Source organism: Brevibacterium zhoupengii (genome assembly GCF_021117425.1).
Taxonomy (GTDB): Bacteria; Actinomycetota; Actinomycetes; order Actinomycetales; family Brevibacteriaceae; genus Brevibacterium; species Brevibacterium zhoupengii.
Map to the genome: position 1 here is coordinate 1,729,448 of NZ_CP088298.1, position 23,562 is coordinate 1,753,009.

The following is a 23,562-nucleotide window of genomic DNA, read 5'->3' on the forward strand; positions in this document are numbered from 1 at the left end:
GAAATGGAAACTGCGAATACCAACACCACGCTCCCTGAGAAAACGCCGGAGAACGCCCGACGTGCGAAATGGGCGAGCTTCGTCGGCACCGCAATCGAATGGTACGACTTCTATCTCTACGGCACGGCTGCCGCCCTAGTCTTCAACCAAGTGTTCTTCACGGACTTCGACGGACCTACGGGCACCCTGCTGTCACTCATGACATTCTCCGCTGGGTTCATCGCCCGTCCGATCGGCGGAATCGTCATGGGGCATTTCGGTGACCGGATCGGACGCAAGTCAATGCTCATCCTCTCGCTCATGACGATGGGCATAGCGACTACCCTCATCGGGTTCCTGCCGACCTTCGCCACAATCGGGGTGTGGGCTCCCATCTTGCTCGTGACGCTGCGCGTAGTCCAAGGCTTCGGCGTCGGAGGGGAATGGGGTGGTGCAGTTCTCGTCGCCGTTGAGAACGCACCTAAGACCCACAAGGGCCTCGCCGGTTCCTGGCCGCAGGTCGGAGTACCGGTCGGTTTGTTCTTGGCCAATGCCGTGTTTATGGTTACCAACCTCATAATCGGACCGGAGGCATTCGTTGCATGGGGCTGGCGCATCGGATTTCTCGGATCAGCACTTCTCATCGCAGTCGGTCTCATCATTCGCCTGAAAATGGAGGAGACTCCCGACTTCGCAGAGGTCAAGGAGACCGAGGTTATCGCGAAATTCCCTGTCGCTGACCTACTCCGGACCCAATGGCGCCGGCTCATCGTCGCCTCTGGCGTAAAGATTTCGCAAAACGCGATCTTTTACATCATCACTGTTTTCACACTGACCTACGTGGGTGAGACCTTGGGCATGTCGGATGATGTCGCGTTGGGCGGAGTGATGGTCGCCTGTGTCGTCAGCGTATTTACCCTCATGCTATTCGGGTGGGTCTCCGATCAATACGGACGTCGGCGCACATACCTCTTCGGAGCTATCGCCTCAGCACTCTTCGCCTTCCCGATGTTTGCACTTCTCGACACCCGCAACATTGTGCTCATTGCCTTGGCGATCATCATCGGATTCGTCTTTCACGATGCGATGTATGGTCCGCAAGCAGCATTCATGTCTGAGATGTTCGATACGAAGATCCGGTACACCGGCACCTCGTTGAGTTACCAACTGGCTTCGACAGTTGCAGGGGCCGTATCTCCGGTGCTCGCCGTGTACCTTCTGCAGGTGGCCAACGGACGTCCGTGGCTGGTCGCCCTCTACATGATCGGTGCGAGCATCATCAGCATTGTCGCGACACTCGCTGCGCCTGAGACGCACGTCGGCAATCGACGCATCGCGAAGCTGTCGGAGAAAGCGAAGATTTCGGCAGGTGAGAGCGCGAACGATGCATCGAATGCGAGCGGTATCACGAATACGGTCGACGCCGGAGCTGCTTCGGTAACTCCGGTTTCCCCGCCGAGCTCGGCGTCACCTGCACCTGTGGTTTCACCTTCACCTAAGGTGACTGAGCTGAAGTGACGAACAGGGCACGGAAGTGGCGGCAGATGCTGCTGTTGGCAGCCGTTGAAGTCCTGGGCCTCACGGTCTGGTTCTCAGCCACAGCAGTGTCGCCGGCGCTACAAGCCGAATGGCAGATTGGTTCGCTGTCGGCAGTCTGGCTCACAGCCTCGGTACAGGTCGGATTCGTCGCTGGCGGGATCACCTCGGCGCTGCTGACGCTTGGCGACAGGTTCAGGCCGCAGCTCGTCATGGGAATCTCGGCCTTCGGAGCTGGACTCGCGACAGCGATTCTGGCACTTGCTGCAAATGGCCTGTGGCAGGCCATCGTGCTCCGTTTCCTCACCGGGGTGTTCCTTGCCGGGCTCTATCCGATCGGCATGAAGGTGATGTCTAGCTGGGCATCACCACGGCAGCGGGGGACAGCATTCGGAATTCTGCTCGGAGCGCTGACTTTGGGCTCGGGAATGCCACACCTGATATCCGGGCTCGCGGAAGGTCTGCCATGGAGGCTGATCCTGCTGATCGCGGCCTGCATCACCCTGGTCGCCGGATTCATCGCCCTCGCATGGGTTCGGCCTGGACCGCTGGCAGCCGCAAAGACTGCGAGGCCCAAGATCAGCCATGCTTGGGCGGGATTCAGCTCGCGCAGTCCGCTGCTGGCCAATCTCGGCTATTTCGGACACATGTGGGAACTCTACGCACTCTGGACCTGGTTGCCGACCTTCCTGCTCATGAGCCACCGCGCTCACGGAGGCGGCACGAGCGCGATCCAAATCGGAACAGAGTCCTTCATCGCCATCGGCGTGGCTGGGCTTGCCGGATGCCTGCTTGGCGGATGGCTTTCCGACAAGGTCGGTCGCAGCGCGGCTGCGGTCGCCGCACTGGTAGTCAGCGGACTGTGCTGTCTGTTTTCTCCGCTTATGTACACGGTCACCGGTCCAATCATGCTCGTCTTCCTCATCATCTGGGGCAGCTCGGCCATCGCAGACTCCGGTGTCTTCTCGACCTCGCTGAGTGAAAGCGTTGACGCGAGGTACGTCGGCACCGCGCTGACAGCGCAAACGACCGTCGGCTATCTCATCACTGTCACCACCATCCAAATCGTTCCGTTGGCGGCGAACCTCACGGGATGGCAGTTTGCCTTCCTGATTCTGGCGCCCGGACCGGTTGTAGGAGCGATCGCCATGTACTTACGCCGAGGCATAAATAGTTCGCACGATGTTTCTGTTACGCCAGATTCGCCTGAACAGTCACTGAATCGATGAGGAGCGAACTGAAAAGCTTGAGGAATACGGAACTCGACGACTCATTAACATTCCAATCCGCAAACCTGATGTGCACCACTCCGGCTCGCACCAATCGAAGGAGATATAAACATGGCCACTGAGACCCGCACCCCGCTGACCGTTGGACAGGTCGCTGAGCTCTCGCGCGAAGTCACCAGCGACGACATTGTCAAGTTCACAGACATCAGCGGCGACCGAAACCCAGTCCACTACGACGAGGCCGCAGCTAAGTCCACGAAGTTCGGTGAGATCGTTGTCCAAGGCGGAATCACGAGCGCAATCCTTAATGCTGTTGTTGCCGAGGAGCTGCCCGGACCGGGCACTGTATTCCTCAACGTCAATTGGGACTTCAAAGCCCCAGTACGTCCAGGTGACACGATCACCGGACGTGTTGAGGTACTCGAAGCCAGAGAAGACAAGCCCGTCACTAAGATCAAAACGCAGGTGCTACGCGACGACGGCACTGTCGTCCTCGACGGAACCGCTGTCTGTTTCACGATGTCCTTCGACTGACATCGACGCGCTGTCCCAACTTCAATCATCATTTCATTCGCTGCTTCATAGAATCCTACTTCGACTGAATGCAATTCGGCAGTCTGTTATCCGTCTGACCCAAATCTTTCTGAGGAGAGCAAATGTCCAATGATCCGCGTACTCCCGTGCTCGTCAGTGCCGCTCGAACCCCGGTCGGCAAGTTCAACGGTGCACTCAAAAATATCGATCCCCTTGATCTCGGCGGAGTGGCCGTCGCCGCAGCGATGGACAGAGCAGGGGATGTCATCCCTGACCATGTGATTATGGCCAACATCATCCAGGCCGGGAACGGCCAGAACCCTGCGCGGTCGGCTGGGCTGCGAGGTGGGGTGCCGACAACCGTCCCGGCGATCACACTGAACAATGTGTGCCTAGCCAGTATGTTTGCCGCCGGTATGGCTGCCACGATGATCCGTGCCGGAGAAATGGACTCCGCTATCGTCGGTGGGTTTGACTCTATGAGTCGAGCACCCCACGCACTGCAGATCCGCCAGGCGTCTCCGGTCGGCACTGAACCCGCCGTCGACCTGCTCACGAAAGACGGACTGTGGTGCGCCGTCGCGGACTCAGGTATGGGACCGATATCTGACCAGGCCAATGCCGACCTCAGAATTTCCCGTGCGGACCAAGACGAATTCTCGGTCGAGACCCATCGTCGAGCACACGCCGCCACCGAAGCTGGTCGCCTCGCCGAGGAGATTGCGCCGATGCCGGAACTGTCCGCTGACGAGGGGATTCGTCCCGACTCTTCGATGGAGCGGCTCCAACGGCTCAAACCGGCCTTCACCACCAACGGGACGGTCACCGCGGGCAACGCTTCACAAATGTCCGACGCAGGTTCCGCAGGGCTGATGATGACCGAGGAGCTTGCAAATTCCCACGGTCTGGTACCCATGGTGGAGATCGTAGCGACAAGCACTGTGGCCGGCCCAGACGCCTCTCTGCATCTGAAACCGGCTGCAGCCGCGAGCAAGCTGCTGGAGAAAGTGGGGATGAGCACTAGCGATATCGGATTGTGGGAGATCAATGAGGCATTCGCGGGTGTTGCGCTCGCCGCCGCGCGTGACCTAAACCTTGACCTCGACATTGTCAACGTTAATGGCGGAGCAATCGCAATCGGACACCCCCTCGGCGCTTCGGGGTTCCGAATCACGATGAGTCTGGCTCGCGAGATGCGACGACGAGGAATCGATCATGGCATCGCCACTATGTGCGGCGGTGGCGGTCAGGGCCAGGCGATTCTTCTACGCCTGCGCTGAGGTAAGGGAGGAGCAAGCATCCTGGCAGAAGGGGTGTGAGATTATACGACCTGCACGGACGCAACGTGCGAAGATTGCCGGATGAGCGACGAAGTTGAGTCACAGATGCGGGGGATAAGCGACAGTCTGATGGCAGAACTGGCCGAACGTCTCTCCTCGCAGTCTGCGGAGATCAGCGAACGATTGGTTGCGGCGTACAGATCCGAGATCGTCGACTACCGCTCGCTGCCTGAAGGGTTCATCGACAAAGACGTGGCAGAGATGGCGAGAAAGAACCTGCTCACCCTCATTGCTTGGCTGTCCAGAAGCGTCGACGAGAAGCGCAGTCTGGAAGAGTTCCGCAATAGTGCGGTCCGTAGATTTCGGCAGGGTGTCTCTGTCCAGGCTCTGTTGCACGCGTATCGCGTGTGGGGGCAAGTTGTCTGGAATGAGATCTCCCAGCAGCCGGAATGCCAGGCATCCCCGTCGACTGGGTTCGCGGTCGCGGGAGAAGTTATGCGCTACGTCAACAATGTGTCACTGGCCGTAGCGAACTCGTACCTCGAAGAGTCGCAGGATGTCATCCAAGACCGTCAACTGGCTGAACGCGATGCCTTGGAAGAGCTCATTTCCGGGCTTCCGATCTCTGCACGGGTGACCAGCTACCTCTCAAGGTTGGGATTAAGTCTGAGCCAGAAGCACTGTGTTGTGCTCGTGCGCAGGCGACATCCGACCCTCGTCGAGCCTTACTCGACGAGGGACAGCCTTGCTACCGTCCGCAGGCTGTTGCCCGGTTCTTCGCAGAACAGGCCGCTTGTGGGCCTGCGAGAAGAGGAGATTGTCGTCATTTTGCCAGTCGATGGTGTCATCGGCCCTGCGATCCGCGAGGTGGCCAATGATCTGGCAGTCGAGCTTGACAGGTTTGTCGTCGGGGTCAGCCGTGTTCACCAAGGAGAAGAAGGTGTATCCATCGCTTACCGCGAGGCAGCGGACGCCACGCGGGTTGCTGATTCTGACAGTGGAAACCGTGCCTACTTCTACACCGATGTTCTCTTGCGTACGGTCATCGAGAAGTCCGGGCTCAGCGAGACCGTGCTCAGCGAGACGATCACGCCGCTAATCGATTATGACGAGAAGCATCGTTCCGATTTGGCACAGACCTTGAAGACCTACATTGCTCATAGATTCAACCTCACACGTACAGCCGAAGAGCTCAACGTCCGTCCGAATACCGTCAAATACCGTCTCGAACGTATACGTGAGGTCTCCGGCCGGGACCCAAACCAGCCAGACGATCTCATTCTTCTGGCATTGGGGGCGACCATCGAAGGTGCTTCGTTTGAGGCGTTTGACAGCAAAATCAATGCGGCGACGATTGCGACTTAGACGCGCTGAAACTACGAGAAAGGCATTGCCGATCTGTCGATGTCGGACCCCGGCCCAGGTTTGTGGTGGTCAGAACTCCAGCGCCGCGGCCCGGTCAGCTATCGCCCGCGCCGCATCAAGAGTCTGTCCCAGGAACCCCACCCCGAACAGCTTCACGTGTGCGAGCAGCGCGAAGAAGTTGTGCACGGGAAGGTCGCCGCGCCAGCCTTCGGGCATCGGGTGGACCGCCTCGTAGCCAGCAAAGATCTCCTCGAGATGGGGTGTGCCGAAGAGCGCCAGCATCGCGAGGTCCTCGAGCCGATGCCCACCGTGGGCGGCTGGATCGATGAGGGTGCAACCATCGGGTGTCCACATGAGGTTCCCGGACCACAGGTCGCCATGGACTCGGGCTGGCTTTTCACGCCCGGTCCCGGAGATCCCGTCGAAGATGCCAGTGGAGATCGCATCGATCGCCGAGGTGATTGTTGCCTGGTGATCCTTCGACAGACTCCCGCTGATGTCTGCGGCGATTGAGTTCAGGCGGCACTCCACCCAGAACTCGGTGAACGTGGCGCACGATGCGACTTCCACTTCGAATGGGGAGTCGAGCGGGCCGAACCACGCAGGCTCTGCCGGTGCCCACCCGAAGGAGGGTGCACCGGAGTCGTGCAGCAGCGCGAGCTGGCGACCGAAGCTGAACGCTGAGCGGGCATCGGGTGTGGTCGTTTCGAGACGTTCCAGGCGCAGACCGTTCTTATCCTGATCGACAACACCCACCACGGGAACGACGTCAGGTTCGGCTAGCCACGTCAGGCCGGCAGCCTCGGCGGCGAAGTAACCCCGCGGGGCACCGGCACGTTCCTTGACGAAAGTATCCATGGCACCAGGCTAGTAGTGCATCCGGTCAGCTGCCGAAGTCGGGACCTCCGTCGATCAGCTGTACCCAATGAGATGAGCGAACACGACGGCGGCGATCGCGATGGTGATCTGAACAGCGATCAGCGGAAGCATCCAGCGAACCCACTTGATCCAGGGAACCTTGGCCAGCGCCAACGCCGCCATGAAGAAGCCGCTGGTGGGGAAGCAGAGATTGCCGATACCGTCGGCGAGCTGGAATGCCAGGACTGCGGTCTGCTGAGTCACACCGACCATCTCTGCCAGCGGCGAGAGAATAGGCATTGTCAGCGCCGCTTGGCCGCTGCCGGAGGGCACGATGAAGCTGACCAAGCCTTGGAAGAAGAACATTCCCACGGCCGAGAGCCACGGCGGCAGATGGCTGATGCCTGCGGCGAGGTTGACCAGAATGGTGTCGAGGATCTGACCGTCCTGGAAGATCACGAGGATTCCGTAGGCGACGCCGATGACGAGTGCGCCGGTGACGAGGTCTCTGGCACCGTCGATGAAGGCCTCGGCGGTTCCGTTCATCCCGAGCCCGCCGACGACGCCCATGACGATCCCCATGAGCAGGAAGAGTCCCGCGATCTCTGTGAGGTACCAGCCTAGGGTGGACACACAGATGGCGAGTGTCACCAGCGTGGCGATGAGGACGACGAAGACCAGCTTGTGGCGCAGAGTGAACGTCAGGGTCTCCGTGTCACCCTTCCGCCGGATCTCGTCGGCGAGTGAGTCCTGACCGTAGAGCATGCCCTTCGTCGGATCCTTCTTCATCCGCTGCGCGTAACGCATCACGAAGACGATGGCGGCACCGAGGAGGAGCACCCAGAGGATGAGTCGCAGCCACATGCCGGAGAACAGTGGGAGCCCTGCGATTCCCTGGGCCACACCGACGGTGAAGGGGTTCATGAACGCGGCCATGAAACCTGACCCAGTTCCAAGGAGGACGACCGCTGCGCCGACCATCGAGTCGTAGCCGAGGGCGACTGCGATGGGCACGAGGATCGTGATGTAGGGGATCGTCTCCTCGGCCAGTCCGAGCATGGCGCCTGTCAGCGAGAAGAACGTCATGAGGACAGGGATGAAGAGGATTTCCTTGCCCCGCAGCTTGCTCGTCATCGCAGCCACTGCAGAGTCAATGGCGCCTGTTGCTCGCAGCACCCCGAAGGATGCGCCGACGATGAAGACGTAGAAGATGATGTCAGCGGCGCCGATCATCCCGTTGAACACCGCTGTCAGGACATCCCAGAACGATGCCGGCGTCGGATCGACCGCATGGAACGTGCCATCGATGATGACGTCGCGACCGTCGACCGTTTTGCGATCGAAGACACCGGCCGGCACGAAATGAGTGAGAATCGCGGCGATCGCAGTGACAGCCATGAGGATGACGAACACATGCGGCATCTCGCGTTTTCGCCGAGGTGGCGCGGCGGCTTCACGAACAGAGGTGTCCTGTGATGACATTTCGGAATCAGCCATGATTCTCCAGCTTCATTGCATAGGCACGACAAGAATATTTCCGTTGAATCACCCTACCCTGAGCCCATCACGGCAAGACGGCTTTCAGTATCTGACCGGTACATCTGGTGCGGACTAGACCAGATGTACTCTGATGGGGTATCTCGTACGGCAAAGGAGCAATGAGTGGACACACGGTTCCAGTCCGCGCTTTCAACCGTGAGCTTCACACATGTGCGCGCACTCAGAGCAGTCGTCGAACACGGGTCACTGAGCTCAGCGGCGAAAGAGCTCGGATACACCACCTCGGCGATCTCACAGCAGATTTCTGCGCTTGAGCGCAGCCTTGGTGTCCCTCTCTTCGAACGTGGACCCCGAAGCGTCCGAGTCACAGCCGCCGGAAAACGGATGTACGAGCTGAGCGCGGATCTTCTGGAGAGCATCGCGGGGATTGCAGACATCATGCGCGGATATGCAAGCGCAGAGAAGGGCACGCTCCGTCTCACTGCGGCGGGAAGCGGTGCCGCGCAGCTGCTTCCCCGCGCAGTCGCCGGTATTACCTCGAACCACCCGGCAGCTGAGATCTCCTTGGTTACCCCGGGAACCCCCGACAGCGTTGTCGAGTCGGTCAAGGCAGGATTTGCCGATATCGGTGTCATCTATGAGTACTCGCCGACGCCTCAACCGATCCTTGAAGGATTGACCAGTACTCCTCTTCTCCATGAAGAGATGGTGGTCATCGGTCGCGATCAAGGTCCCTCAGGCGAACGCGACTCAATCAGAGACTTTGCGGACGAGGACTGGGCATGTGGAAGCAAAGGGAGCACACAGAATCAGATCCTGGAACACCTCGGCGAACGTGAAGGTTTTGTCCCGCGGGTCGCTCACCGCAGCGACGACCCGGACGTCATTCGAGGACTGGTCAACCAAGGGTTGGGAATCGCTTTGGTTCCTGTCCTGTCGCTGGGCATTGACCGCAGCATCCATCTCTATCGGCTCATGGACGGCCCGGTCTACCGACGCGTCCAGCTCATTCATCGCACAACGGACCACAACCCGCTCATTGCTTCGGCCATCGACGCTTTTGCCAAGGCAGCCGACGACTATCTCACCTGGACCCTGACCGCATTCGGAGTGACTTTCGACGCTCCCATGCTCACTCTGGACGCTGAGCTACAGAGATTCTGAACCTGCCCTTCAGCAAGCGTCAACCTGAAGATCTACCCGATGTGCGGCAGCATGCGCTTGAATGAGTATCCGTACACACTTGCGACACAGCAGTCGCGAACGGGGAGAGGGCCGAGTATGGACGACTACATTGTCTGCCGGTGCGAAGATGTCTCTCTCGACGACATCCGGAAATGTGCCGATGAGACGGGAACTATCGATATCCACGAGGCGAAGCTCCGGATGCGAGTCGGAATGGGAACCTGCCAGGGACGTGTGTGCGGGCCACTGCTCGAAAGGTGTTTCAGCGATCACACGATCGGCACACTCGAACGCAACTCAGTTCTCAGACCCGTGCTCCTCTCCGACATTGCCTCCGAGACGGTTGCAGGCAAACCATGAGGCGTATCGAGAACCACCCTGTCCTCGGTCCTGACAGTTCCGCAGAGGTCGGCATCACCGTCGACGGTCGAGAGGTGATAGCCAGAGAGGGAGACTCCGTCGCCGTCGCGCTGTGGGCCGATGGACAGAAGTTGCTGCGACGCAGCAAGACGGGCCAGCCGCGCGGAATGTACTGCGGGATCGGCCACTGCTTCGAATGCCGCCTCCTCGTGACCGGCGACGATGGTTCGAATGTCAGCGTTCGTTCGTGCCTGACACCCGTGCGGCAAGATATGTGCATCACCACCGAGGCCGGAGAATGAGAAACGTCGACGTGGTCGTGATCGGTGGGGGACCCGCTGGCCTGTCGGCAGCCTCCCGCATCGCCGAAGCTGGTCCCACCCAGGTTCTCGTCGTCGATGAAGGGTCGACCCCGGGCGGACGATTGCGGTCCCAGCTCTACCGTCGCGGAAGCGACTGGTACATCGGTGCCGAACGAGCCGCATCCTTGACAGAGCGAGCCCGACGAGCCGGCGTCATCATAGAATCTGGAAGGTACGCCTGGTCACTCGACCCGGGGTTCGTCCTCGGACTCAGCGGTGGTGAGTCGATCAGCGCCGACTACATCGTCATCGCCACGGGCGCAGCGGAGAAGGCACTCGGGCTGCCGGGGTGGACGACTCCGGGAGTCCTTGCCGTCGGTGCAGTTCAGACGATGCTCAATGTCAATCGTGTTCTGCCTGGGGAGCGCCTCGCCATCATCGGAATCGACCCGCTCTCCCTGTCAATCGTCGATGAGCTGGCCGCCGCTGACATAGAGGTCGCAGGCGTCTACCTCCCGCCCCCACCAGTCAATTTCAGTGCGCCGGAGCCGCCGAGTGCCTTGTTCACACTGCTCGGCGGTCTGCATCGTCTGGCTCCAAACCGGGCTCTCGGCCTGGCTATGAAGGCATTGACGTTCCCCGGTATGGCCGAGGTGGTTGCACGAATGTGGCCCAGCACTGGTGTCCGCATGGCCGGAATGCCTCTGCATCTGCGTGAATGTGTCGTGGGCATCGACGGTGACGACGAAGTGCAGTCCATTCGTACTAGGCGAGTGAACACGAAAGGCGAGCCTATCGGTAGGGAACGCCTGATTCCCGTGGACGCTGTCTGCCTCAGCGGCGGTCTGTATCCTCTGCAGGACCTCACACGTGATTGTCTGCTCGTCAACGTTGCGGAGCTGGGTGGGCGAGTTCCCCTGCACGGGCCCGACCTGGAAACAACGACCGCGGGCATGTACGTGGCCGGCAACATCACGGGAATCGAATCCGCCGAGGTAGCCCGCGCCCAGGGTGAACTCGTCGGGACCGTCATCGCCGAGAAGATCGCGGGCAACGACGACCAGTCGGAAGCTGTTATGACTGCACGTGCTGACGTCGAAGAGGCCCGTGCATCGGCACCCCTGACATTCATGCCCGAGATCTCCGCAGGGCGGCGTCGAATGCACGAACTATGGTGTGACCACCTCGGCCAGGATATGCGCGCATGAACGATCCCACTGCCGACATCGTCGTCATCGGCGCAGGAGTCATCGGCACATCGGCGGCCTGGCGCCTAGCCCAGTCGGGTCTGCGGGTTGTCGTCATCGATTCCATGGCACCGGGAGCAGGCGCCTCCGGGTCCTGCGACAAGGCAATCTACCTCCAGTCGAAACGGCCCGGGCTTCCCATGCGCATGGCTGTGGAATCCCGCGCGATGTATTCGACCCTGTCCGATGAACTCGACGCGGACATCGAGTTCGCCCCTGATGGGGGAATGGTGGCGATCGAAACCGAGTCCCAACTTGACTTCATGAAACGGTTCATCGTCGAACAGAAGAAGGCAGGGATACGGGTCGAACTTCTCGACCGTGACCAAGCCAGAGACCATCAGCCAGCGCTGGCAGAGCATGTTCTGGGAGCCAGTTACAGTCCCGACGACGCCGAGGTGAATCCGCTGGCTCTCAACGCTGCGCTCGCCGACGCAGCTGTTCGCGCTGGTGCGCGCATCCATCGGCATCGAGAGTTCCTCGAGGTCATAGCCAAGCGCGGACGAATCGAAGGTGTGAGTACTTCGACCGGTGTGATTCCGACTCGGATGGTCATCAACGCTGCGGGGCCGTTCGCCGGCCAGGTCGGGGAGCGTGCGGGCATCAGCACGCCGATCACACCTCGGCGAGGGACCATCCTCATCTCCGACGTACAGCCGCGGATAGTCCGAGGCAATCTCCTGTGCGCGCAGTACGTAGCGGCCAAGCACTTAGCGGATATGCCCGGTGCCGATGAGCCCCCGCCATACGGCATCGGGCTCTCTCTGGGCCAGACCGCATCGGGGACCCTCCTGGTGGGCGGAAGCCGCGAATTCGCCGGCTTCGACAAGCGTCCGCCTCGCGATGTGATGACCGCGATAGCCACCCATGCAGGGCGGATCGTTCCGGCGCTTAAGAATGTGCGCATTATCCGCGCGATGACAGGTTTCCGCCCCTACACCGGTGACGGGCTTCCGATCATCGAACGCCATGACGAACTCGACGGGTGGATCACCGCCGCTGGCCATGAAGGCGACGGAATCGCATTGACACCGATCACCGGTGTCCTCGTGAGAGATCTTGTGACTGGAGAACGCACAGCAGGGGACTACCTTCCACACTTGAGCAGAGCACGGTCGACACTGAATCCACGAAAGCAGGCATCATGATCGTTGTTATCGGATCCTTGGTGGTGCTCTTCGCCATCGCGCTGATCAAGAAGATTCCCTATATCGGCGGCAATATTCAGGTCGCGCTGCTTGGTGGCGGCCTCGCTGCTGCACTGCTGTCCGGAATGGCGCCGCTGAGCTACATTCAAGCGACGATCGACGGGATCGATACACTCGCCTGGGTCATCGCGTTGAGCATCTTCGGCAGCATCTACGCCGAGACACAGGTGCGAATCGGTGCGATGGACACGACGATGTCGTTTCTGCGCATCCTCTTCGGCAAATCACCCCGAGGACTCATCGCTGCGACGTTCGTGACACTCACGCTTGCCGGCTCCCTCCTTGGCGATGCGATTGCCGCAGCCACAGTCATCGGCTTCCTTGTGATCCATTCTCTGGCGGAGATGAAGATCAAACCGGTGCAGATCGGCATGATCATCCTTCTTGGCGCCTCTCTCGGCTCGATCATGCCTCCGATCAGCCAGGCCGTGTATCTGGCGGCTTCGCTGGTCGATACCGACCCTGACCCGGTAACCCTCTGGTCGTATCTCACAGTCACGATCGGAGTGATCCTAGCGATTCTCGAATCCTTCCGATTCGTGCGTCGGCCCCGGATCCCCCGAACTGATTCTTCCGCCGATTTCACCTCGGGCGGAGGCTTCACAGCGACTGCTGCAGTCGACGAAGCTCAAGAGACTCGACTCAGTCAACTGCGCACGTTGGTACGGGAACGATGGGCCAGCATGATCCCGCTAGCCGTCCTAGTCGTCATCGTTCTGCTCAAGACCGGATTCGGATACGACATCTTCGCGGAGATCCCCGGGATCAAACAGATGACCGCGTGGATGAACACCGTCCCGATTCTCGCCGGTCTGGCATTCCCAGTCGTCATGGCTATCATCGTGGCCACAGTCGTCGCCTTCTTCTTCAAGAAGGTGCGACGGGAACCCGTGGCAACGATAGGTAAAGGGCTGAAGAATGTCAGACAGACTGTGGCTATTCAGCTGTGCGCGGCCTTTCTCATCGGATGCTTCTACGAAAGCGGAGCGGTCGACACGGTCTCTGCCATGGCCGAGCACGTCGCCGGCTCCGGAGTCGCCGTCATCAGCACCATTGCCCTGATGATCCTGGGTATGCTTATCGGTTCGCAGACCGCTGCGCAGACGGTCGTCGTGCCGTTCGCCTCACCGATACTGGAGACCGCCGGCGTCGACCCGACGAACATCGCCGTGGGAATGAGCCACATTGCCGCTTCAGCTCAGAACCTGCCGCCAGTCGGCCTCACCGCATTCGTCGTGTGCGGTCTGGTGGGCGCGACTTTGAAGACCAAAGTCGATCCAGTGAAGGTCATGGTCCTCGCCCTTCCGAACTCGATGTACTTCATCATCCTCGGTCTGTTGTTCCTCCTCCTCGGATGATGACACGAATGACACAGAAAAACCGACCACTTGGCGTGCTCATGCTGGAGACCGGATTCGACCGTATCCCCGGCGATATTGGCAACCCCGATACCTTCGACTTTCCTGTCATCTACCGAACCGTGACAGGGGCGACGTCGAAGCGAGTTGTTCACCAACAGGATTCCGGCCTCATCGATCTTTTCGCCGAAGCGGCAGCCGACCTTGTCCGAGAAGGTGCTGTTGCAATCACGACAAGTTGCGGGTTCCTCGCGAGGTTCCAATTCGAACTGTCTGCACGGATCTCTGTTCCGTTTACTGCCTCGGCCATCGACTATCTCAACCGGCTCTCGGACACCCATTCTTCAGTCGCGGTGATCACGGCTGATGCCGGAGCGCTCAATGCGAACGTCCTGGGTCCGACCGCCCTGGCCCCAACAGCGATCGTCGGGATGGAAAATAGCAGGGCCTTCCGATCGGCAATTATCGAAGAGACGATGAAGCTCGACCCGGCGGCAGTCGAACGAGAAGTCGTCGAGGTTGCACGCCAGCTTGCTCGACAGCATCCGGAGCTGGACGCCGTCGTACTCGAATGCACCAACCTTCCACCGTACCGGGCTGCGATCACGGAAGTGCTCCAGATTCCGATCTACGACTCGGTGGCTCTCGCCCGTGGGCTGATGGCGGACACCGTCAAGGACCACGGAAATGCGGCAGATACGTGAGTACCGCCTCCATGCGGCGGATCTGCCCCGGTCGGTTGTGGCCCCATACGCATATGCACTCAACTTCTGAGGCGCATTCGCCGAGGCAGTCCCTCCAACAATGGCAGCCACAGTTCCGAAGCCGCCGGGAAACTCGGAACCGCGTGGCGCAGGACATGGATCGGCACGTCGCCGACTATCGCCACCGTCGCCGGGTGGATCAGTTCGGCGGCCTCAGGGCCGACGAAGGTGGCACCGAGGAGCAGGCCGGTACGGACGTCGACGACAATCTGGGCTGTGCCCTCGGCATCATCACGCAGCAGTGCGGTGCCGGCACTGCTGGTGAAGGGTAGCTGGGAGACTTCGATCTCGTGCCCATCCTTGCGGGCCTGTTCCTCGGTCTTTCCCACCGAGGCGACCTGCGGATCGGAATAGACGACCTGGGGAACTGGCACGTTCTCCGGAATCTCCTCAGCCGCTTCGCCGAGAGCTCGGGCCCGGATCTGTGCGCCGATGACCCGGGCACGATACTTGCCCCAATGAGTCAGCGGTGCCGCTCCGCTGGCGTCGCCGACGGCGTAGAGCCACTCGGGCATCGTTCCAGCTGTGATGTCCTTGCCAGTCAGACCGAGACTCCCCAGACCCAGATCATCGAGGCGGGGTTTGCGTCCGGTCGCCACGAGGATCTCGTCAGCCTCGAAAGTGGATGCCCCGGCTGGACTGTTGGTCTGGATGGTGACTTCTCCGCCATGGATACGACCGAGGCCTGTGTCGTCAGCCCGTTGCCGACTGCAGTCGGTGACCTCGGTTCTCAGATCGACCCTGACCCCGGCTCCTTCAAGCGCCTCAATGACATGCTGGCCCACGAAGGGTTCGTGGCTGGCCAGAAGGCTGTCCCCGCGAACAAGCATTCGCACTTGTGCACCGAGAGCGGCCATCCAGGTCGCGGCCTCAACCGCGACGACACCGCCACCGACGATCACCAACGAGTCCGGGACCTCCTGAACCCCGGTGGCATCGCGTGATGACCACGGCGCCACATCGGCAAACATCGACGGCACGGTCGGCTGGGAACCGGTGGCAATGACTACGGCATGTCGCGCCTGCACGAGCACCGGTGTTGGTCCGTTGATGAGGACCTGTCGTTCGCCGACCAGTTGCGCGTGACCACGTTCGACGCGCAACCCGGCGCCCTGCGCCCATTCGACCTGACCGGTGTCGTCATAGTGCGAGACCCACTCGTCACGTCGTTTCAGAAGCGCTCGCCGGTCAACGGCGGCACCCTTGAGACCGTCCATGTGCTGACTCGCGTGGGCAAGTTCGATGGGGCGCAACATCGTCTTCGATGGGATGCACGCATAGTAGGAGCACTCGCCGCCCAGCAGCTCCTCTTCGACGATGAACGCCTCAAGACCAGAATCCTCGATCGCGTACTGGGCCGCGTTCTCACCGACCGGTCCAGCACCGATGACGATGACATCGGTGCTCAGGGTCTCCGCATCATCAGGGACGAGTTTGTACGTACTCATTTCAACCTGCGCTTCCATTATTCGCCAGGATTCAGCTGCGCTCGGGCAGCCTCCATATGATCAGCATCGCCGGTCTGCAGAGCGTAGAGTCCCAACTCGACCGGAGAGGTGGAGAACAGTTCGCCGCAGTGCTCGGCGAACTTCGGCCACACCCGTCCGCCCTTCTCCACATAGCGCTTGATCGTGGCATCAAACGCCCCGGCCGAGACGCTGGCATGGTGGAACATGAAATCCCTGGCCGGATCGCCGACAGCGGCCGTCGTCCAGTCGAGGATGCTGAGGTTCTTCTCCCCGTCCATGAGCTGATGGGCCGGATACACCTCACCGTGGGTGACGGTCGTGAAGTTGGGCCAATAGGCGTCATCGTCAAGCCACGCGGCCCACCGTTCACGCAGGCTTGGGGCCACATCAAACTCGGCCACGACGCGAGTGATGTCATCACGCTTACGCTGCCTCACCTCGGCGGGGGAGAACTCATCAATACCCGAGGAACGCACGATCGCGGGATCAATGGAGTGGAGATCGGCGAGGAAATCAGCGAGGGACCGGGCGTACTCGGCCGACTCGACGTCGAAATGCCATTGCGGCTGACCCTGCTCATCGATCGTCAGCCCAGGCTTGCCCGGCAGCAGCGGATAGGCGATGAGTTCGGTGGTGTGGATCTGCCAGTCGGGGACCGCAACGCTCAGGTGGGGTGCAACAGCACAGAGGAATCGGCCCTCGACGGCGGCACGGTCGGTGACATCCGTGCGACGCGGAATCCTCAGCACCCACGACCCGCCATCAACCGCCTCGGCGATGGCGACTTGGAAGTCGAGGCCCAACTCATTGACAACGATGTTCTCGGGGTCGATGTCGAGACCATGTGCCTGCGCCAGATCGCGAATGCCAGTGGTCTCCGAACGGTCGGTCTGCATTGCTCCACCTTTCTTCGTACGCTTCGGTGACTGTGAGTCGATCAGTTCAGTTCTCGGTCAAGAACCTGGCTGCTTCGACAAGTTCACCATTGTCCTTCGCGACGCGGCCATCGGGGAGCACCGGAGTGTCCTCGAGTCCGGTGCGGATGCCGTGCCCACGGTCGAGGGCTCTTCTATTCACGGCCCAGGACGCGATTCCGTCACCGTGATGGACCTGCTCAAGTGTGATGCCGGCGGTGGCGAGAGCGCTTTCGATCGCCTCGGTGTGGGAGACTGCTGCCGCAGGATCGGCATCAAGGGGTTCGACCATGACCCGGTGGCACAGCGGCGCAATGCCTGCGGCGATGAACTGGTGGGCGTCATCGAGACTGAGCAGCCCGGCTTCGATGCCGACTCCGCGTTCGGCCAGCAGTTCGGTGATCTCGACGATGCCCGGTTCGCCCTGGTTCGCGGTCACAAGGTCCGGCACTTCGATCCAGCTTGTGATGAGTTCCAAACGTCGCTGGGGATCGGGTTCGACCTCCGCCGAGGTGGTCAATGAGATCGGAATTCCGGGACAGGCAGTGCGCACCTCCTGCAGAGTCGCGGCACAATCGTGTGCATCAAGTGACTGTCGACCGGAAGCGTCGTAGGGATGCAGGTGCACGGACTGTGCTCCAGCGGCGACGGCGATTGCGGCTTGGGTGGCGATGCTGCGGGGAGTGGTGGGATTGGCCGGGTGGTCGCGGGCGTTGAGTGCTGCCTGTAAGAAGATGCGGTTGTTCTCATTGTCGGCCACGGGCTCAACTCCGAATCGTCATTGCCGGACGTGCATCAGTGTAGTGCCGAGATAGGGCTTTCCGACAGGGGAGTCAGCCTGCCCCGGACGAGCAGGACTATGCCGAATGTGAGTTCCCAGGCGATGATCGCGTACATGCCGATGCGCTCCCACGCACCATCGGGAAGCCACGTGCCCGGTACAGCCCGAACGTCGACCTGGAGCATCACGATCCCGAGAATCCCGATCAGACCACACACAATGCTGATGACTCCAAGAATGCGGCCGCGCATGAGGTGACTGCCTCGGTCCTTCAGCAGGGAGATGCCGAAGCAGAACGCGGTCAGGTGCCCACCGAAGAAGGCAAGGAACGCGCCGAGGAGGTGGATCCAACCGAGGCCGAGCTCGTTGTTGTGCTGACCGCCGTTGACGACGGCAATGAGCACCATTCCGAGGGCATGGGCGAGAGCGCAGACGACGATCGTTCCTTGCAGGGGCGGGCGCGATCTGGTCGCCTTTGACGATTCGCGTGCCCTTGATCTGGCGCGTGCTACTAGTACTGCCGCGGACGCGAAGAGAAGACCATGGGCGAGGAACGCGAGGTTCATGAGCGCATGCAACGGTGAATCGATGCTGCGATCACCCAGCGTCTCGACGTCGGGCACGCCGAGATCGCTGATGTAATTCATCCCATAGGAATAGTTCGGAAATGCGGATGCGGAGGCAGCCTCGGCGAGGAGATAGACAATGCCGGCGAAAATCCAACAGATCGCCGCCATAGCGCTTAAGTCGGGCGTCGCGGAAGCTGCATATCGGTTCCCTCGCATGCCGCTAACAATAGGTTGGAGAAAGATGCAATAAAAGGGTCCAATCGGGCGAACATATGTTCGACACGCCGAAGTCGTTACTGTTCAAGCGCTTGTCAGGGGAGTATTGCCGTGCAAATATGAAAACATCCTGTTGATCGGATCCAAATGATCAATGAGAACCGAATAGGCAGCAAGGAGAGAGCGCATGAATGCAACTACCATTATCTGGATAGTCGTAGCGATCGTCGTTATTTTGATTGTCGTCGGCATCATCATTGCGGTCAGTCGTAAGGCCGCAGCTAAGAAGCGCGAACACCAGCGCAAGGAAGCAGCACGGATCCGTCAAGAGACAGCCGAATCCGAGCATGAAGTCCATGCCCGCGAAGCCGACGCCGAGCATCGCAAGGCAGAGGCGAAGAAGGCTGACGCCGACGCCGAAGTGCAGGCAGCTGAAGCCAAACGCAAGGCCGCCGAGGCTGAGAAGCTGGACGCTGACGCCGCTGAACGCGATCGTCTCGCCCAGGAGAAGCGTCTGGAGCAGGAACGCCAGCTCCAGCGCGCCGATGAACTTGATCCCGACGTGGACACTCACGGCAACCACAAGGCCGCACCCGGTGCAGCCGCAGGTGCCGGAGCTGCCGGTGCGGGAGCTGCCGCAGGTGCAGGCGCCGGAGCAGCGGCTGGTCACGACGGTGACCACCACGACCGTCACCATGACGGTCAGCCCGTTGCCGATGACCGTCATCACGACGGTCGACCAGTTGCGGACGAGCGTCACGCAGGCCACGACCCGCGTGCAGCCGAGCAGCGTCCCGTCGATGACGGCCGCCCAGTTGGCGATGGTCGTCCTGTTGCCGATGGTCGTCCAGTTGCTGCTGAGCGTCAGGCTCCGCACGGTCAGCAGCCTGCGGGCCACGATCCTCGGATCGCTGAACAGCCACGGCCAGTCGACGACGGCCGTCCCGTCGGCGATCAGCGCCACGCAGGACACGATCCCCGTGCAGCCGAGCAGCGCCCCGTCGATGACGGTCGCCCAGTTGGTGACGGTCGTCCTGTTGCCGATGGTCGCCCAGTTGGGGACGGTCGTCCTGTTGCCGACGAGCGTCAGGCACCGCAGGGTCAGGCACCGCAGGGGCAGCAGCCTCCGGTCGCCAACGATCCTCGCGTCGCTGATCAGCGTCAGGCGCCAGCAAGTCAGCAGCCACCGGTTGCCGATCAGCCACCAGTGTCCAACGATCCTCGATTCTCCGATCAGGGTCAGCCACCACAGGGCCAGCCGCAGCAGGGCCAGCCACCACAGGGCCAGCAGCCTCCCGTTGCCAACGACCCTCGGGTCGCTGACCAGCGTCAGGCACCAGCCGGACAGGATCCGCGCTTCGCTGACAACGGTGCAGGCCGTGAACCCGGTGAGCGCCTCGGCGATCGACCAGTCGACGATGGCCGTCCCGTAGCGGACGGCAACAGGCCGGTCGAGGACGATTACCGAATGGGCAGCAACCGCCCAGTCGCGGATGATCGTGGCACTCCTCGGGCTCCCGAAGGCGACCCGCGTGCCGCTGAGAACGATCCTCGTCTCAACGATCCTCGTTTCAGCGAACGCGGCTACGATCCACGTGCCACCGAACAGCGGACCTTCGAGGATCCGGACACTCCTCGGCACTGAAACAAATATCCCCTCACTCCGATCGGCTCATTACCCGATCGGTGAAACACCCACTATGCAACACCTAAGGAAAGGTCAGGACAATGGCAACAATCCTGTGGATCATTGCAGCACTGCTCGTCATCTCGGGCATCTTCGCAATCTTCCGTAAACAGATCCTCTGGGGAGTCATCCTCATCGTTGTCGGCTGCCTCGTTGGACCAGGCGGTGTGAGCATATTCGGCTAGCAGGCTGAAACTAAGACTGCGGCGCCCCAACCCTGCGAAGGGTGGGGCGCCGCAGTGCGTTGTGAGCATGTGTGCTCGACAACTTGTCAGCGATCAGCCGTTGAGGTTCTCGATCGCGTAGTCGGCCTGAGCCGTGGTGAACTGACCGCCGTATTCACTTGTCAGCTGGTCGTGGATGGCAGCCGGAGACATCGCCATCTCATTCTGATATGTCTTTGCTGACTCGAGCGCGTTGTTGTTCCAGTCGGCGTCGATATTGTCGACGGCGTACTGGGCGGCATCTTCGGTGAACTGGCCGCCGTACTCGCTGGTCAGCTGATCGAAGATTCCCTGCTTGCTCATGTGCATCATGTCGGAGTACGTCTCTGCCGAGGTCAGGGCCGAGGTGTACTCAGCCGGAACGTCTGCCTCTGCTGCCTCTTCTTCTGCGGCGGGCTCCTCTTCGACGGATTCCTCAACTGCAGTGTCTTCTGCTGGCACCGCAGCGGGCTCCTCGGCGGGTTCTTCTGCTGGTTCCTCGGCGACGGGGGCTTCCTCTGCTGCGGCATTCTCCTGTGGAGCTTCGTCGACGAGGGCCTCTTCTGCAGGCTCTTCGACGGCGGCGGGTTCAGCCTCGGCGCTGGGTGCTGGGTCAGCGATCTGCGTTGACGCTGTCGGCTTCGGTGACAGTATGCCGATGATGATCCCCAGGGCGAAGAGAGCGCCGGTGACAATCCAGGCGAGTTTCCTGTGCTGCTGGTAGCCGTTGAGCTGCAGGCCCCGCTTGTCCTTCTGCGCCCCGCTGAGGGTGAGGATCAGGTCGACCAGCGCCCAGATGCCGAAACCACCCAATGTGATGAGTTTGAGAATTCCGGTGCCGATCTTTCCCAGATAGAAACGATCGACTCCGAGTCCGCCTAAGAAGAGAGAGAAAAGCCATGTTGCAATGAAGGATTTCTGCCCGACCTGCTGCTGAGGTGGAACCCAGGCGTGCGCGTAGGTGGTTGGGGGCATCTGCTGCTGTGTCATTATCACTTCCAGTGTTTTCGGTCTGAATCAAGTACAGAAATAGTCTATCGTGTAGTTGAACAATAAACTACAAATTTGAAGTGAGTCTGCTCACTAGGCAGGCAACGCCGGGCAACCTCGGCGGTGCGACACTGTTCTGTCAACGCTCATGCGGGGCTACAGTGGCTGGTGACTCCCGTTGTCATCGGCTCAGAGAGGAACCGTCATGTCAGAGGCACGTCCACCCTTCCCACCGTTCACTGCAGCGACTGCTGCGAAGAAGGTCCAGGGTGCCGAGGACGCCTGGAATACCCGCGACCCGCACAAGGTCTCTCTTGCCTACACACCGGATTCGGTGTGGCGCAATCGCGATGAGTTCCTCTCCGGACGAGAGGAGATCGTCGATTTCCTGACCCGGAAGTGGGAGCGTGAACTCGACTACGCCCTGCGCAAGAGCCTGTGGTCCTACAATGACAACCACATCGCGGCGCGCTTCCAATACGAATTCCACGATGCCGCTGGGCAGTGGTGGCGCAGCTACGGCAATGAGCTGTGGGAGTTCACCGAGGATGGCCTCATGGCACGTCGAGAGGCGAGCATCAACGATGTCACCATCACCGAGGCTGAACGCCGCGTATTCGGCCCCCGCCCTGCCGAGGAACACGGAGAGGACATCGATCTGCGCTGACGGAGGGCAACCTCGGCGGCGGTGAAGTTCTTGGGTAAGAGGTGAACGCCGCCCAGAATCGGCACCGTTAGACTGAAGCGCTATGGGATCCACTTCGCGCAATCTTCGTCAGGGCATTGGTCGTCTCCGTGCCATCGCACCATGGGCCGCTGCGGGTGCGGCGTGTGCCGTGCCGCTGACCATCGGCGCATCGATGGCAATCGATCTGCTGCAGAAACGGGATCGTGAGCAGCGGGAGGCACCGCGTCCGGGCACCTTCCACGCGGACGTCGAGGACTCCCAGCTGAGCATCTTCACCGACGGCGAGACGCTGTACGAGGACATGCTCGCGGAGATCGCTTCCGCCACGGAATCAATTCAGATGGAGACGTTCATCTGGAAGAACGACGAGATGGGTCAGAAGTTCGTCGACGCGTTCAACGCCGCAGCCAGACGCGGTGTCACCGTCCACCTCATCTACGACGGCTTCGCCAACCTCTCCATTCCTCGTTCCTTCTACGAGCAGTTGTCCATGCGCATCAAGGTGCTGCGACTGCCCACTGTGGCGAGGAAGTTCTGGAAGGGGCCGATGCGCTTCTCCGGCCTCAACCACTCGAAGATCCTCGTCATCGACAACAAGATCGCCTACGTCGGTGGTTTCAACATCGGTTCGCTCTACGCTCGGCACTGGCGAGACACTCACCTCAAGGCTGCTGGGCCCGGCACCTGGGGGCTGCGCCAGGCCATCGCTGAGGTGTGGAACCAATATCATGATGACACCGACAAGCAGATTCCCTGGGTCGCGCCGACGGCCTGGGAGTCCAAACTGCGTGTCTCGGCGAACCAGCCGGTCCAGCTGATCTATCCGATCCGCTCGATGTACATCAACGCCTTCGAACGGGCACAGGAGCGCATCTGGCTCACGACCCCGTACTTCATCCCGGACCAGCAGCTGCTGCGCTCACTGATCGAGGCCGCTGAACGCGGAGTCGATGTCAGGGTCATGGTTCCCCAGGAGTCCAACCACATCCTCGGCGACTCCCTGTCACGGGGATTCTTCGAACAGATGGTGCGCTCCAAGGTCACCGTTCTCCTCTACACCGCGTCGATGATCCACGCGAAGATCGCGACAGTCGATGGGATCTGGTCGACGGTGGGCACGGCGAACATCGACCGGCTCTCACTGACCTTCAATTACGAGACCAACGTTGAGATCATCGACGACCAGTTCGCCTCCGAGATGGAGAAGGTGTTCCTCAAGGACGCCGAGCATTCCAAGGTCCTCGGCCGTGACTGGCTCGACCGTCACCCACTGACCCAGGTCATCGAGGTCGCGCTGCGGCCCATGCGCCCGTTCCTGTGAGGGGCTGAGCTAGGTTTGC

The 23,562-nt window shown here is 60.8% G+C and carries 23 protein-coding genes; 15 read left to right on the top strand and 8 right to left on the bottom strand.

The features are described from left to right. Positions 1-3 precede the first annotated feature (3 nt). The 5 genes from LQ788_RS07830 to LQ788_RS07850 all read left to right on the top strand — a co-directional run bounded on the left by LQ788_RS07830 (position 4) and on the right by LQ788_RS07850 (position 5,923). Positions 4-1,497, top strand: a complete 1,494-nt coding sequence (locus LQ788_RS07830; RefSeq protein WP_231446445.1) for an MFS transporter — start codon at positions 4-6, stop codon at positions 1,495-1,497. Further along, positions 1,494-2,744, top strand: a complete 1,251-nt coding sequence (locus tag LQ788_RS07835; RefSeq protein ID WP_231446447.1) for an MFS transporter — start codon at positions 1,494-1,496, stop codon at positions 2,742-2,744. The genes LQ788_RS07830 and LQ788_RS07835 overlap by 4 nt, the downstream gene beginning before the upstream one ends. A 111-nt stretch (positions 2,745-2,855) precedes the next feature. Continuing rightward, a complete protein-coding gene (locus LQ788_RS07840; protein WP_231446454.1) occupies positions 2,856-3,278 on the top strand; it encodes a MaoC family dehydratase in 423 nt (140 codons plus the stop codon). A 122-nt stretch (positions 3,279-3,400) separates the two neighbouring features. After that, complete coding sequence (locus tag LQ788_RS07845) at positions 3,401-4,558, top strand: acetyl-CoA C-acyltransferase (protein ID WP_231446456.1); 1,158 nt, start codon at positions 3,401-3,403, stop codon at positions 4,556-4,558. Between the two features lie 81 nt (positions 4,559-4,639). After that, a complete protein-coding gene (locus tag LQ788_RS07850; protein WP_231446458.1) occupies positions 4,640-5,923 on the top strand; it encodes a PucR family transcriptional regulator in 1,284 nt (427 codons plus the stop codon). A gap of 69 nt (positions 5,924-5,992) precedes the next feature. On the opposite strand, the gene LQ788_RS07855 is transcribed toward LQ788_RS07850, so the two are convergent. Together LQ788_RS07855 and LQ788_RS07860 are read right to left on the bottom strand one after the other, a co-directional pair. Then, on the bottom strand, positions 5,993-6,781 hold the full coding sequence (locus tag LQ788_RS07855) for a fructosamine kinase family protein (RefSeq protein WP_231446460.1): 789 nt from the start codon (positions 6,779-6,781) through the stop codon (positions 5,993-5,995). A 54-nt stretch (positions 6,782-6,835) separates the two neighbouring features. Beyond that, positions 6,836-8,278 carry a YfcC family protein gene (locus LQ788_RS07860; protein WP_231446462.1) on the bottom strand — a complete coding sequence of 481 codons (1,443 nt, stop codon included), beginning with the start codon at positions 8,276-8,278 and terminating at the stop codon, positions 6,836-6,838. 165 nt (positions 8,279-8,443) lie between these two features. Between LQ788_RS07860 and LQ788_RS07865 the strand changes: the two genes are divergently transcribed. The 7 genes from LQ788_RS07865 to LQ788_RS07895 all read left to right on the top strand — a co-directional run bounded on the left by LQ788_RS07865 (position 8,444) and on the right by LQ788_RS07895 (position 14,645). Next, positions 8,444-9,445: a LysR family transcriptional regulator gene (locus tag LQ788_RS07865; RefSeq protein ID WP_231446464.1), complete on the top strand. Its 1,002-nt coding sequence runs from the start codon at positions 8,444-8,446 to the stop codon at positions 9,443-9,445. A gap of 117 nt (positions 9,446-9,562) precedes the next feature. Next, a complete protein-coding gene (locus LQ788_RS07870; RefSeq protein WP_231446466.1) occupies positions 9,563-9,826 on the top strand; it encodes a (2Fe-2S)-binding protein in 264 nt (87 codons plus the stop codon). After that, positions 9,823-10,128 (top strand): (2Fe-2S)-binding protein, encoded by a 306-nt coding sequence (locus LQ788_RS07875; RefSeq protein WP_231446467.1) that lies wholly within the window; start codon positions 9,823-9,825, stop codon positions 10,126-10,128. The genes LQ788_RS07870 and LQ788_RS07875 overlap by 4 nt, the downstream gene beginning before the upstream one ends. Then, positions 10,125-11,336, top strand: coding sequence for an NAD(P)/FAD-dependent oxidoreductase (locus LQ788_RS07880; protein WP_231446469.1), 1,212 nt, complete (start codon positions 10,125-10,127; stop codon positions 11,334-11,336). Before LQ788_RS07875 ends, LQ788_RS07880 begins: the two co-directional genes overlap by 4 nt. Further along, entirely contained in the window at positions 11,333-12,523 is a 1,191-nt protein-coding gene (locus LQ788_RS07885; protein ID WP_231446471.1) for an NAD(P)/FAD-dependent oxidoreductase, read from the top strand. Before LQ788_RS07880 ends, LQ788_RS07885 begins: the two co-directional genes overlap by 4 nt. Continuing rightward, entirely contained in the window at positions 12,520-13,941 is a 1,422-nt protein-coding gene (locus tag LQ788_RS07890; RefSeq protein ID WP_231446478.1) for a TRAP transporter large permease subunit, read from the top strand. Before LQ788_RS07885 ends, LQ788_RS07890 begins: the two co-directional genes overlap by 4 nt. An 8-nt stretch (positions 13,942-13,949) precedes the next feature. Then, positions 13,950-14,645: an aspartate/glutamate racemase family protein gene (locus LQ788_RS07895; RefSeq protein ID WP_231446480.1), complete on the top strand. Its 696-nt coding sequence runs from the start codon at positions 13,950-13,952 to the stop codon at positions 14,643-14,645. A 59-nt stretch (positions 14,646-14,704) separates the two neighbouring features. Here the strand turns inward: LQ788_RS07895 and LQ788_RS07900 are convergent, their stop codons facing one another. From LQ788_RS07900 to LQ788_RS07920, 5 genes are all read right to left on the bottom strand, one after another. Continuing rightward, complete coding sequence (locus LQ788_RS07900; RefSeq protein ID WP_231446489.1) at positions 14,705-16,153, bottom strand: dihydrolipoyl dehydrogenase family protein; 1,449 nt, start codon at positions 16,151-16,153, stop codon at positions 14,705-14,707. Positions 16,154-16,170: 17 nt separating this feature from the next. Beyond that, entirely contained in the window at positions 16,171-17,070 is a 900-nt protein-coding gene (locus LQ788_RS07905) for a macrolide 2'-phosphotransferase (protein ID WP_231446491.1), read from the bottom strand. 46 nt (positions 17,071-17,116) lie between these two features. Beyond that, positions 17,117-17,848 carry a 3-keto-5-aminohexanoate cleavage protein gene (locus LQ788_RS07910; RefSeq protein ID WP_231446500.1) on the bottom strand — a complete coding sequence of 244 codons (732 nt, stop codon included), beginning with the start codon at positions 17,846-17,848 and terminating at the stop codon, positions 17,117-17,119. A 35-nt stretch (positions 17,849-17,883) separates the two neighbouring features. Further along, positions 17,884-18,654: a DUF998 domain-containing protein gene (locus LQ788_RS07915; RefSeq protein WP_231446502.1), complete on the bottom strand. Its 771-nt coding sequence runs from the start codon at positions 18,652-18,654 to the stop codon at positions 17,884-17,886. A gap of 151 nt (positions 18,655-18,805) precedes the next feature. Continuing rightward, positions 18,806-20,296, bottom strand: a complete 1,491-nt coding sequence (locus LQ788_RS07920; RefSeq protein WP_231446504.1) for a hypothetical protein — start codon at positions 20,294-20,296, stop codon at positions 18,806-18,808. Between the two features lie 86 nt (positions 20,297-20,382). On the opposite strand from LQ788_RS07920, the gene LQ788_RS07925 reads away from it, so the two are divergent. Continuing rightward, positions 20,383-20,526 (top strand): GPGG-motif small membrane protein, encoded by a 144-nt coding sequence (locus LQ788_RS07925; RefSeq protein WP_164743327.1) that lies wholly within the window; start codon positions 20,383-20,385, stop codon positions 20,524-20,526. A gap of 93 nt (positions 20,527-20,619) precedes the next feature. Here LQ788_RS07925 and LQ788_RS07930 read toward each other — a convergent pair whose 3' ends face one another. Then, complete coding sequence (locus tag LQ788_RS07930; RefSeq protein ID WP_231446506.1) at positions 20,620-21,534, bottom strand: Ltp family lipoprotein; 915 nt, start codon at positions 21,532-21,534, stop codon at positions 20,620-20,622. A 205-nt stretch (positions 21,535-21,739) separates the two neighbouring features. On the opposite strand from LQ788_RS07930, the gene LQ788_RS07935 reads away from it, so the two are divergent. Further along, positions 21,740-22,201, top strand: coding sequence for a nuclear transport factor 2 family protein (locus LQ788_RS07935; protein WP_231446508.1), 462 nt, complete (start codon positions 21,740-21,742; stop codon positions 22,199-22,201). A gap of 82 nt (positions 22,202-22,283) precedes the next feature. Then, entirely contained in the window at positions 22,284-23,543 is a 1,260-nt protein-coding gene (locus LQ788_RS07940) for a phospholipase D-like domain-containing protein (protein WP_231446510.1), read from the top strand. Positions 23,544-23,562 lie beyond the last annotated feature (19 nt).